Origin of the sequence: Ligilactobacillus hohenheimensis (assembly GCF_947381805.1) — a bacterium.
In the GTDB taxonomy this organism is placed as follows: Bacteria; Bacillota; Bacilli; order Lactobacillales; family Lactobacillaceae; genus Ligilactobacillus; species Ligilactobacillus hohenheimensis.
In genome coordinates this window covers 85,203-97,760 of record NZ_CANCXC010000004.1, presented here as the reverse complement: position 1 = coordinate 97,760, position 12,558 = coordinate 85,203, and the positions used below count along the sequence as shown (strand labels likewise).

Annotated in this window: 9 protein-coding genes; 2 read left to right on the top strand and 7 right to left on the bottom strand. The window is 49.3% G+C overall.

Annotated elements, in window-relative coordinates:
- Positions 1 to 14: 14 nt before the first annotated feature.
- From QOR60_RS05995 to QOR60_RS05965, 7 genes are read right to left on the bottom strand one after another with little or no spacing between them, the layout of a single operon-like run.
- On the bottom strand, positions 15 to 1,403 hold the full coding sequence (locus QOR60_RS05995; RefSeq protein WP_283582465.1) for a sugar porter family MFS transporter: 1,389 nt from the start codon (positions 1,401 to 1,403) through the stop codon (positions 15 to 17).
- 33 nt (positions 1,404 to 1,436) lie between these two features.
- On the bottom strand, positions 1,437 to 2,864 hold the full coding sequence (gene uxaC, locus QOR60_RS05990; protein WP_283582464.1) for a glucuronate isomerase: 1,428 nt from the start codon (positions 2,862 to 2,864) through the stop codon (positions 1,437 to 1,439).
- A 28-nt stretch (positions 2,865 to 2,892) separates the two neighbouring features.
- Positions 2,893 to 3,978, bottom strand: coding sequence for a mannonate dehydratase (uxuA, locus tag QOR60_RS05985; protein WP_283582463.1), 1,086 nt, complete (start codon positions 3,976 to 3,978; stop codon positions 2,893 to 2,895).
- Between the two features lie 6 nt (positions 3,979 to 3,984).
- Complete coding sequence (locus QOR60_RS05980) at positions 3,985 to 5,622, bottom strand: mannitol dehydrogenase family protein (protein WP_283582462.1); 1,638 nt, start codon at positions 5,620 to 5,622, stop codon at positions 3,985 to 3,987.
- A gap of 17 nt (positions 5,623 to 5,639) precedes the next feature.
- Entirely contained in the window at positions 5,640 to 6,443 is an 804-nt protein-coding gene (locus QOR60_RS05975) for an HAD family hydrolase (protein ID WP_283582461.1), read from the bottom strand.
- Between the two features lie 13 nt (positions 6,444 to 6,456).
- On the bottom strand, positions 6,457 to 8,217 hold the full coding sequence (locus tag QOR60_RS05970) for a glycoside hydrolase family 3 protein (protein WP_283582460.1): 1,761 nt from the start codon (positions 8,215 to 8,217) through the stop codon (positions 6,457 to 6,459).
- Between the two features lie 11 nt (positions 8,218 to 8,228).
- Positions 8,229 to 9,599: a glycoside-pentoside-hexuronide (GPH):cation symporter gene (locus tag QOR60_RS05965; protein WP_283582459.1), complete on the bottom strand. Its 1,371-nt coding sequence runs from the start codon at positions 9,597 to 9,599 to the stop codon at positions 8,229 to 8,231.
- Between the two features lie 148 nt (positions 9,600 to 9,747).
- Here QOR60_RS05965 and QOR60_RS05960 point away from each other — a divergent pair, with 148 nt between their 5' ends.
- Positions 9,748 to 10,623 carry a LysR family transcriptional regulator gene (locus QOR60_RS05960; protein ID WP_283582458.1) on the top strand — a complete coding sequence of 292 codons (876 nt, stop codon included), beginning with the start codon at positions 9,748 to 9,750 and terminating at the stop codon, positions 10,621 to 10,623.
- A 104-nt stretch (positions 10,624 to 10,727) separates the two neighbouring features.
- Positions 10,728 to 12,506: a beta-glucuronidase gene (uidA, locus tag QOR60_RS05955; RefSeq protein WP_283582457.1), complete on the top strand. Its 1,779-nt coding sequence runs from the start codon at positions 10,728 to 10,730 to the stop codon at positions 12,504 to 12,506.
- Positions 12,507 to 12,558: the final 52 nt, after the last annotated feature.

The window sequence follows — 12,558 nt, the reverse complement described above, 5'->3', positions numbered from 1 at the left end:
TCTTCACCTACTCGTTATTCATCCTGAACGGTATCAGCCTCAATTTGCTCAAGCGACTTGCCGGCCGTTTCGCGAAAACAACACTTGACGAACAGTCCCATGGCAACACAGCAAATGCCGAAGATAATGAACGTCCACACATCCCCGAGGTGCGCTAACATCATTGGGAATAACTGGGTCACGGCGTACGTTGCGGCCCATAAGGCTGCTGAAGCAATCGATGAGGCCCGCCCCCGAATCCGGTTCGGGAACATTTCGGAAATCAACACCCAGGTACCGCCGCCCCAGGACATTTCAAAGGCACTCGTGTGAATGATAATTAGGGCAAAAATAAAAATATCAAACAGCCGACTAATACTTGTCTGGTCAAAAGCAAACGCCAGAAGGAACATACATGCCGCCATGGCGTATCCACCCCAAACTAAAAGCCGCTTCCGGCCGAGCTTATCAATCAAGCCCATGAAGAAGGCCACAAAGAGCACCTTAACTAGTCCAATACCAATTGTTTCAATCATCGCCGCATGGATTCCGGCCCCCGCATTCCGGAAAATAATCGGAGCGTAGTATCCAACGGCGTTAATTCCGGTCAACTGCTGGAAGACCGAACACATGATGGCAACGAACAGGGCCCAGCGAACCCCCTTCTTAAAGAGCTCGCCCCAGCCGGCGTTGTTATCCCGTTCTTCACTTACGGTCTGTTGAATCCCACCGAGTGTTTCCTGAACCCGCTGCTCCTGATTACCAGTTACCTTTAAAAGGATTTGCTTGGCTGCATCAACCTTCCCCTGGCTAACTAAGAACCGCGGGCTTTCCGGGATAAAGAACATCATAATGAAGAACAGAACTCCTGGGATGGCACCGGCAAAGAACATCATTCGCCAACCGATATCGTTGTTCCACGCCGTCGAATGCGTGTTGGTAATCAAGGCGTTTACCAGGTAAACGATGAAGATCCCGGTAGCGATGGCTAACTGGTAACTCCCAACGAACCGCCCCCGAATTTCCTTCGGCGAGATTTCGGCAATGTACAACGGAACCAAGGTGGAACACATCCCAACACCTAATCCCCCGATTAACCGGGATGCCACTAGAATTCCGATTGACGGGGCAAACCCACAACCCAGTGTCGAAATCGTAAAGAGGAGCGCTGAGATAAAGAGCACGATTTTCCGCCCCAACTTATCAGCACACCACCCGGCAATCAGGCAACCAACGACTGCTCCCAGGGGAATACACCCCGAAATAAATCCTTCCAATCCGCTCGTCATCTTGAAGGTGTGTCCGATAAAGTTAATTGCCCCGGACATCACCCCCTGGTCGTAACCAAACAGCAAACCACCAAAGGCCGCCGCAAAGATAATCCATATTAAGTAATGGTTCGCATGAACTTTCTCATCACCCATCATTAAGTCCCCCCTAATCTAAATCACTCCTACCTATTCCTGGCTATCAAACTGGAAATACTCCCGGGCGTTGTTGTAACAAATGTCCTGTACCATCTGCCCAAGGTAGTCATAGTCCTCCGGAACCTGTCCCCGGACGACCCACTCGCCAATCAGGTCACACAGTACCCGCCGGAAGTACTCGTGCCGCGGGTATGACAGAAAACTCCGTGAATCGGTCAGCATCCCAACAAAGTTCCCCAGAAGACTCTGCTGGGCCATAATCCGCAGCTGTTCGTGCATCCCTTCGCGCGTGTCGTTAAACCACCAAGCGCACCCCAGCTGCATCTTTTGCTTAACCCCAGCTTCCTGGAAACTCTGCATTCCAGTAGCAAGTTCCATCCAGTCGTTCGGGTTAGTCGAGTACAGGATTGTCTTAGGAATCAGATCCTCCTCAACGGAGTCGGCGAATAATTTCATAATCTCGCCAGCAATCCCCGGCTCAGATCCCATTGAGTCAAACCCCGTATCCGGGCCTAACTTCCGGAACTGTGGTCCGTTAGCGTTCCGCAGAACGTTCATGTGATACTGCATCGTCCAGCCATACTTTTTGTTAAGCTTCATCAGCATTTCCATCAGTAACGTCTGGTAACCGTTCACCTCATGGGCGCTCAGTTCGCCACCCCGAATAGCCTTCTGCATAATTGCGTTAAACTCTTCTTCGGTAATTTGCTCGTACGTGTAACTGTTTAACCCGTGATCAGACAGTTTCCCGCCGAGCTGAGCGAAGTAGGCAAACCGCTTATCGAGGGCCTCTTCGAGTGACTCGTAATCGGTAATCTGAATATCCGCTGCCGTACTCAACCGTTTAATGTACGCCCCAAAGTCACCTTGGTTTATCCGTACAAGGTTATCCGGCCGTAATCCGGGAAGTACCTTAAACCCGTTCGTGGCCTCTTCCTGCCGGAGTAACTGGTGGTAGTGCAAATCGTCAGCAGGATCATCCGTAGTAACAACAACCTTAACGTTCATCCGCTTAATCAGCGCCCGGGGCTTAAAATCATCCGTCTGCAAAAGGGCGTTGGCCTTGTCCCAGACTTCCTTAGCGCTCTTTTCCGTCAACGGTTTGTCGTAGTGGAAGAACCGCCGCAATTCAAGATGCGTCCACTCATACAGCGGGCTACCGATGGCCTTTTCAATCGTCTTAACCCACGCAAGAAACTTTTCGTATTCATCCCCGTCACCGGTAATCAGATCTTCGGGAACGCCATTTGCCCGTTCAAGCCGCCACTTATAGTGGTCACCGTATAACCCGTCGTTTAACCAAATCCGGGTAATGTTCGGGTAGTTTTTGTTTTCATAAATATCCTTGGGAACCAGATGACAGTGATAATCAATAATCGGCATCCCTTCCGCGTAGTCATGGAATAACCGCTTTGCTGGCTCACTTGTTAATAAGAAATCGTCATTTAGTAGAACCATTTGTCTCCCCCCCTAGTAGCTGAACGGATTATTCCCGTTCTTCCTTATCGATTGCTTCCCACAAACCGTTCAAGTAGGTAATGCCCAGAGCCCGGTCGTACAGTCCGTATCCCGGTCGGCCCTGTTCCCCCCAGATGTCCCGGCCATGATCCGGCCGAATGTAACCATCAAAGTGAACGTCATGCAGGGCCTTCATGACTTCGTACATGTCAAGGTCACCTTCACTTGAAAGATGCGCTGCCTCGTGGAAGTCACCTTCATTACCAAAGAACTTAATGTTGCGGGCGTGAATAAACGGTGCGCGGTCCTTGCCAACAAATTCCCGAATCAATGCAGGAACATCGTTTTCAGGATTTTCCGCTAAACTTCCGGTGCAAATCGTAAATCCGTTGTACTTAGATTCATGAAGCTGTTCAATCTTCAGCATGTCTTCCCGGTTCTTGTAAATCCGCGGAAGGCCGAACAGCGGACGCGGCGGGTCATCCGGGTGCATCGCCATCCGGACGTCGCACTCCTCACAGACTGGAATAATTTCATCCAGGAAGTACTTCAAGTTGGCCGTCAGCTTTTCAGCATCAACGTCCTTGTACAGTTTGAACAGCCGCTTAACTTCCGCTAACCGTTCAGGTTCCCATCCCGGGAGAACGTACCCGTTGGAGTTATCCTCAACGGACTTAATAATGTCCTCCGGAGAACCCTCAACCATCTTGTGCTCAAACGCCAGGTCCGTTGAGCCGTCAGCAAGCGGGTAGTGCAAGTTCGTCCGTACCCAGTCAAAGATTGGCATGAAGTTGTAGCAGATAACCTTAATCCCGTACTTTGCGAGGTTGCGAATGGTCTGCTTGTAATTTTCAATGTACTTATCGCGGGTTGGAAGCCCAATCTTGATGTCATCATGGATGTTGACTGATTCGATTACCTCAAGCTTCAACCCGGCTGCTTCTACTTCGTCTTTTAGCGCCTTAATTTCACTTTCCGGCCAAACATCCCCCACTGGAATGTCAAACAGCGCTCCAACAACCTGCGTGGTCCCCGGAATCTGCCGGATATCCTTCAACCTAATGGCGTCCGACTTAGAGCCGTACCACCGAAATCCCATGTTCTTCATCGTCATATCCCCCTAAAATGAGTAGTTCTTCGTTGTTACCATTTCATGAAGCGTCTTCCGGACCGCTCCTGGAGCAGCAATTAATTGCTCAAAATCGCGCTCAATCTTGTCACCCAAGCCAATTGCGTACAGGTCGTACGTGAAGATTTCTTTATTAGAAATGATTGGTTGCAAAGCCTGGTGAATTGCTGGCTGCGTTGCTCCCAGCTCAATTCCCTTTAAGGAAGTCTGAAGCTGATCCATTAACGGGTCACGGCTAAGGGTAAACGGCTTACCGTCATCACCAATTCCCGTCAGGTACCGGCACCATCCGGCAATTACAAGCGGAATAAACTCAAGCGTTGCTGGATTCCGCTGCGGGTCATCAATGTAGTGGCTGAGCGTGCCCCCATAACGGACGCTCATCTTCTGGGAAGTATCCGTCGCAATCCGTTGCGGCATGTCCGGTACGTTCTTGTTTTGAAGCCGTTCATCAATGAACTCGGCCAAGAACTTCCGCGGATTAATTACCTTCGGATCCTTCACAACCGGCAAGTCTTCGCCGTATCCCAGGTTCTTAATCAACGCAACCACATCATCGTCCTGCACTTCGTCGTAGATTGAGGTGTATCCCAGCAGGCATCCATAAATAGCCAGTGCAGTATGCAACGGGTTCAGGCACGCCGTCACCTTCATCTGGTCGGCATCATTTACCGTTTCCCGGTCAACCATCATGACGCCCGCCTTCTCAAAGACCGGCCGCCCGTTCGGGAAGTTGTCCTCCATCACGAGGTACTTAACCTCTTCGGTGTTAGCAAACGGGGCAATGTTGGTGTGCTTAGTCGTGTGTAAAATCGTCGTATCAGCAAACCCGTTTTTCTTCAGGTCAGCCCCAACGTTTTCCGCAGGGTTAGGCGTAATCCGGTCAATCATCGTCCACGGGAAGGAAACCTTTTGCGGATCGTTCAGGTAGGCAATGAAGCCGTCGTCAACTAAGCCCTGCTCGTGCCACCCGTTCGCAATGGTCATCACGCCGTTCTGGAACGTCTTCCCGTTTTGCGAGAAGTTATCCGTGCTAACCATCGCAATCGGGTACGCCCCTGCTTGGTAACGAGCATACAGCAGATGAGCAATCGCACCCATATTTGTCTTCGGCGCTTCCGGCCCGTTTGCGATGTCAGCTGCCGCCATATCAGTTAACGAACCATCAATGTTGTGGAGGGCGTACCCCTTCTCAGTGATTGACATCGTTGCCAGCTGCAATTCCGGATTTTCAAAAATTGCGGTCATCCGTTGCCAGCCATCCTTGTTAGCAGCGTTGTAATAGATACTTTCCGCAACGCTTGCCACTAACTGCTTGTCAAACGTCCCGTCGTTATTCATAATGACGTCCACAAACCGGTTCCCGTACTTGTGGTACATGTCACTGATGACTTCATCATCGTAGGTTTCAGCAACAATCACGCCGCCGGTCATTTCGCCCTGTTCGATAAGGTCCTGCGCAACCAGTGCGTGGAAGCACCGGAAAAGGTTCCCCCCGCCAAAGTGGACCCACCGTGGATGCTTGGTTCCTTCGATTGTCGTTTGCCGTTGATCGTAGGTTGGAACCTGAATCCCTGCTTCATTAAAGGCTTGTGCCGCCGTTAAATAATCGTCGTTTAAGCTAACCATTGTAATCCTCCTTTTCACTAGCGCGCCGCCAGTTCATCAAAATTAGCATTAAATTGTGCTACGTAATTAGCCTGCAGCGGTTGGTATTTCCCAGCAACAAATGCTGGAAGCGCGGTTTCTTTTAATGCCCGCCATGACTCGTTTTCCTTAGTAACAAGGATGGGGAAAAACAGGGTGCCAGCCTTTTGGCTCGCCTGGTAATCACCCACCGCATCGCCCACCATCATTATTCGGTGAGCGGGTTCTTCGCGGGATAAACGTGCCAAGCAAGCCGCCTTCTTCCCGTCTTCTTGCCCGAAAACGGTATCAACAAACTCAAGTAAGCCGTTCCGCTTCCATTCCGCAAGTACCGCAGCCTTGTTTGCTGAACTAACAATCACTACCCGGGCAACCTTACTAATCGCAGCGAGGCTTTCCTTAGTCGCAGAAAACGCCTTAAAAGTTGAGCTCTTAGCCGCAATATCACTATTTACTTTTCTGGACCACGTTAATGCCCGCTTGAGGTTTTGATCATCTGGCGTCTTGGCGATCGCTGCTTCCAACGACTGTTCTGAAAACTCCGGGGTCGTTTCAACCCACTCTTTCAACGCCGCTAAATGCGGGTAATTAATGTGTTCAAGTGCCGTTACCAGCCCCTTAAACCGGTTAATTCCCCGGGTACGGGAATACAGGTTAAGTTGATCCCAGTATTTCAGGAATTCCGCCCGGTCCTTAATCGCAAACACGTCCACCAGGTCCGGGCCGAAACACTGCTGGTGCTTCGGGGTCATGGTGTCCATTGCACAGCCGTCCGAATCAATACATACGATGTTTTCTGCCATTTTGCTCACCCCATTAATACCGGGTATCTTCAAAGCCACAGAATGCGTCGACCGGACTCTGGCCCTTAAATTCAGACCGGCCAAGCATCTTATCAACCAGCGCTTCTAGGGTGTCCTGCTGGTCGTCGTAGCAGTTAATGTACGTTTGAACCTGCGGTACATCTGCCAGGTGGAACGGACTATTAACAGAAACAAAGATGGTTGGCACTTCGTGAATGTAAAACGGAATATCCGGCGTCCCCTTGGAAGCAGGCCACTGAATTCGTTGGTCCGTGTTCGGAACCACCTTCGCCATGTTGATGATTAAGTCATAGTTATCCGTTAACTCCGAGATCGGCCGCTTCTGGGCGTAGACGTTTGCCACCGCAGCACGCCGTTTCTCCGGTGGAAGGTCCTTAACCTGGTCCTCAAGCGACTGCCAGATTGTAACCGTGAAGCCCTCCTTTTCGAGGAGCTCCTTCATAACGTCGACCGGTCGTTTGCTTGAGCCACCCATGATCATGCCAAAGCCGCCTTCATGCCCCTTAACATCCACCAAAAGTACGCGCTTCTGTTTAGCCGGGCTAATCGGGAAAATATGCTCCTTGTTTTTAACCAGCGTAATTGCCTTGTCAGTTACTTCGTGGGCAACCTTCTTGTTTTCCGGTTTGCCAATATGAGCAAGCTGTTCTTCCTTGGAGTGTTCCAGGAACTTAAAGCCCTTATTTAACCCAATATGAGCTTTTAATCCCAGAATATGCATAAGCGCATCGTTCAGCCGTTCGTCCGTAATAACCCCGTTCTTGTATCCGTCCATCATCCACTGGAAGTCTTCATCCGGATCGTTAAAGAAGAGGAAGAGGTCGACACCAGCAGCAATCGCTGTTGTTAACAGATCACGCCGCTTCATCGTTCCGGTCATCCCGACCATGTGACTTGCATCGGTAACGATCACTCCGTTGAAGCCCATCTTCTTCCGGAGAAGGTCCGTAATCAGGTACTTGTTTAACGTTGCTGGCAGGTTGGCTTCCTGTAGCGTTGCGTCCGGCTTAAAGTACCGCACGTAACTCGGAAGGCCGATATGCCCCGCCATAATTGACGGTACGCCCGCATCAATCAGTGCCTGAAAGACCTTCCCAAAGCTGTTGTCCCATTCCTCAACCGTGCTGTGGTTAGGGGCAAATGACAGGTGCTGGTCCCGTTCGTCAGAACCATCACCCGGGAAGTGCTTGGCCGCCGGAGCGATGCCAAACTCCTGAATCCCCTTCATGTATGCTAACGACAGCTTAATGTTCAGGTCTGGATCATCCGACCAAGTCCGAACTGATAAAATCGGGTTGCGCCAGTTCTTTAACAATCCAACAATCGGTGCAAAACTCCAGTTACACCCGATTGCTGCTGCTTCTTCACCGGCAATTTGCCCCATCCGGTATGCGAGGTGCTCATCACGGGTTGCTGCCACCTTAATTTCATGACCCACGTACGTCCCGTCAGTGCATGCTCCGTCACCACCGGCTTCCGTGTTGGCAGCAATCAACAGTGGAATCTTGCTGTTTTCTTGTAAAATCTTGTTCTGGTCATACACTTCTTCAGCCGTTCCAGGGTTGTACCGCACGCCACCAATATGGTAGTTGTCTAATACTCCCTTGAGGTATCCTTCTTCCCGTGAAGATCCCATATTGATGAACAACTGCCCGATTTTTTCTTCAAGTGACATGCCGGCAATTGTATCTTTAACCCACTTAATCTGTTCTTCGTTCAGGTAATACGGTTTCGCTGTTAAATCAACGCTCATAACACTACCTCCTAATTATCGTTTTTCTTTAACTGTTCAACGATTTCATCGTGCTTCTTATCTGTTAATCCATAGAAGAGATGGAAAATAATTCCTGCTAAAATCTCGGCAATCCCCGGAATTAACATGAAAACAAGAACGATCGAGTGCTGTACGTGAATTGTCTGTACTTGGTTTGCAACGTATCCCATTAGTGAAAGAGCAAAGCCAGGAACAAAACCGCCAATCGCCTGAACCACCTTCCGAACAAAGCTGTATGCCGAATAAATAATCCCTTCAGAGCGGACCCCCGTCCGTAATTCCTCATACTCAACAACGTCCGCTTCGAACGCAAAGGCAACCGAGTTAACTGCGGTTAAGCCCATCTGAGCTAACCCAAAGATGACGTAGAAAAGAACGTGACTGTGCGTATGGGTCATTACGAAAAAGCCCACTACGTTCATTAGCCCGGCAACCAGCGCACCAACAACCGCAATCTTTTTCTTATCAACCTTCTTAACCAGCGCCCCGCAAACAAACATTGTCGGGAACATTACGCAGGCGTTTAGGATTGTGACGTTACTCATCATTCCTTCATTACCCATAACGTACTGGTAGAAGTACAACTGCATTCCCATTTGCAGGAACATAGCCCCAATCGCAAAGAGCGTAAACAGAACAATTGCAATGAATGGCTTAGAAGTACATAAACTCTTTACGGTTGTTAAGATTGCCTTAGTACTATTCTTTTGAACCTTAACTTCACAGTTTTCCTTTGTGAACCGGTAGCATAGCCACTGTGAAATGCAGCCAATTGCGGCAAAAATAACCGCAGCAAACAAGTAGCCCCGTGCCGGAACCCCGTTTCCGGTAAAGCTGATTACAGGAACAGCGAATCCCGTAACGATTCCGGCTAACTGGGCACCAATGCTCCGTGAAACTGATAAGTTGGCCCGAATCTTACTATCATGTGTCATCGCCGTTGCCAGCGAACCATACGGGATATTAACGATTGAGTACAAAACGTTCATTACCGCATACGTTACAAATGCATAAACAACTTTCCCGGCTAGGTTAAAGTGCGGAACTGCAAAACAAAACGACGCTGCAACTGCTAAGAAAAAGGCACCGTATAAAATGAACGGCCGAAACTTACCGCGCTTACCAATTTTCTTCCGGCTATCGACCCACGTCCCAACCGAAACATCGATGAATGCATCCGCAAACTTCATAATTAAGAAAATCAGTCCTGCCCAGTATCCTGGGATCCCAACCACATCGGTGTAATATTTCAGTAAGTACAGTTGCGCAAACTGAAAGGTCATTCCGTTCCCAAAATCACCAAATCCGTAAAAAATCTTTTCCCGGAGGGTAACTGGAGCTGTTGTATTTTCATTACTCACAGCAATCATCTACTTTCCTATTTCTGCTTGAGAGACCTTATACTTAATGAAATCGATTCCACTTTTATTGTAGTTAATTGCTTGTGAAAAATAAAATAAGGATTTATGGTATAGTCATAAGTAATCCTTATATTTACAGGAGGCCATTATGGATTTCAATACACTCAAATATTTCATCGACACCTATGAGAACAAGAGTTTTTCACGGGCCGCTAAAATCAACTTTGTTTCCCAAACGGCAATTAGTCAGCAAATCCTCAAACTTGAAGATGAGCTTGACGTTAAGTTATTTGATCGCTCCAAAAAGCCCATTGCTCCCACCCACGTAGCTACCGTTTTCTACCACGATGCCACCCAAATCCTCAATTCGTATCACGAAGCGTTAAGTAATGTTCGCGACGTTAATACCAATGCGATTAAATTGGGGTATTCCCAGCGCGCAAAGGGGGACTTACTTTCCCAGCTCCTGCTTCACAGCGAGCTTGATATGATTGACGTCCCCGTTAACTTTGTATCCGCCGCATCACTTACAGCGGTTGATTTGCTGTTCAACAATAAGGTTGATCTGATCACTACCACCGAAGAAGAAGCAAGTGTTTTCCCGCCATCCGTTTGCAAGCAGGAACTTTACCAGGGTGACCTTGTCCTAGCCATCAACAAACACAATCCGCTCTCCCGCCAAAAGGTGATTAAGAAGACCGATCTCCACCACCAATACATCCTGACGATCGCAAATGAATTTGGAAAACAGCAACACGAAATCGCAATGTCAATCGGTTCGCAAAACATCATTCACACAGGGAGCGACTACACTTCCGTCCTCTTTGCCGTTTTAACCAATTCAGGCGTTACCCTGATCCCCGAATACATGAACACGCAAAAATATGCCAATAAGCTAGTCTTCAAGCATGTTAACGGCCTCGAATCATGCGTCAGAATCTTCCTTTGTTGGAAAAAGAACGACACAAAACGACTAAAGCCCGTAATTAATGCTCTTCAAGACGCCGCCGAGCACCTATCATAACTTCTTATTATTTAAGTATAAGTAAGCATTTTGCTATAATGATTGTGAAAATATGTATAATTAAGATGTACTTGGATTGCCATGCTTTTTAAGGAGTTGATTCTATGCTTTTTCCAGAACAAACGGCAACCCGAACGCTGAGTGACCTTAGCGGCATTTGGGATTTTCAGATTGAAAAAACAGGCCACCCGTTAACGGCAACGGAACCGCTTCCCGCCCCTATTCCGATGGCTGTTCCCGGGTCATTCAACGATCAGGTCGTCGATGCTGCAATCCGCGATCATGCCGGCTACTTTTGGTATGAAACAACCCTTTCCGTTCCCGCAGTCCTATTGGAACGGCGCCTTGTTTTACGGTTTGGCTCAGCTACCCACAGCGCAACGGTTTACATCAACGGTCAAGAAGTAGGACGGCATACGGGTGGTTTCACGCCCTTTGAGTTTGTCATCAACGACTATGTCCATGCCGGAAAAAACGACCTCAAGGTGCGGTTAAGCAACATTCTCGATTACACCACCCTTCCTGTCGGGAACCACTCACAGGTTGACGGGCGGGACGTTGTTGAGCCAAACTTCGACTTCTACAATTACGCGGGAATTCACCGGCCGGTTAAGCTGTACTCTACCGCGACAACGTACACCGAAAAAATTACCGTTAAGTATACCGTTACCGGCGAAACAACCACCGTTACCCCGGATATCACGGTAAGGGGGGACTACGCCCGCGCAAAGGTTACCATTACCGATGAAGACAATCAGGTCGTTGCCACGGCAGATCAACTGGGAGGGCCCCTGACAATTAATAAGACCCACCGCTGGAACGTCCGGAACGCTTACCTGTACAGCCTCACCGTAGAGTTATTCGATAATCAGGGACAGCTCCTCGACGACTACACCGAGCCGTTCGGTATTCGGACCATTCAGGTTAAGGATTGCCAACTCCTTATTAATGATCAACCCGTTTACCTGAAGGGCTTCGGGCGTCACGAAGACTTCCCGGTTCTCGGAAAAGGACAAAACATGGCCGTCTCCAACCTGGACCACAACCTGATGAAGGACCTAAACGCCAACTCCTTCCGGACATCCCATTACCCGTATTCTGAGGAGGAAATGCGGCTTGCTGACCGGGACGGTTTCATCGTCATTGATGAAGTGCCGGCAGTGGGGCTATACGCCAACATGAACGTTGACGTCAGCAGCAATTTCACGAATAATTCCACTCCACAGGCAAATACGTGGGAAGTAATGAAGACGAGCCAGGCCCACGAACAGGTCCTCCGGGAGACTATCGCGCGCGATCAGAACCATCCGTCCGTTATTATGTGGTCGATTGCCAACGAACCCGCTTCAAGTGAACCGGGCGCAGGTAAGTACTTTAAGCCACTGTTTGAACTTGCTCATAAAATTGATTGGGAACACCGCCCACGGGTCTCGGCCAACATCCTTTCCTCCACCCCAGAAAAGGACGAGGTTGCGCCGCTCGTTGACCTGCTATGCCTTAACCGGTACTACGGTTGGTACCTCCAATACAACGACCTGGAAGCAGCAAAGAAGGCGCTGCGGGCCGACTTAGCCGCCTGGCACAAACGCTTCCCCGACAAGCCCATTATGTTTACCGAGTTTGGGGCGGATACCCAGCCTGGATTGCACTCCCGTTACCATGATCCGTATTCTGAGGAGTACCAGGTTGACTACTACAAAGCCAACTTTGCGGTCTTCGATGAATGCCCGTACTTTATTGGCGAACACCTCTGGAACATTGCCGATTTTGCTACCGCACCAACACTTATTCGGGTTGATGGCAACAAGAAGGGTGTCTTCACGCGTGACCGGCAGCCAAAGCAGATTGTACCGCTTCTTCGGGAACGCTGGGCTCATAAGTAACTAATAACGCGAATATTCAAAAAGAACCCGATCGCTTTGTATGCGGTCGGGT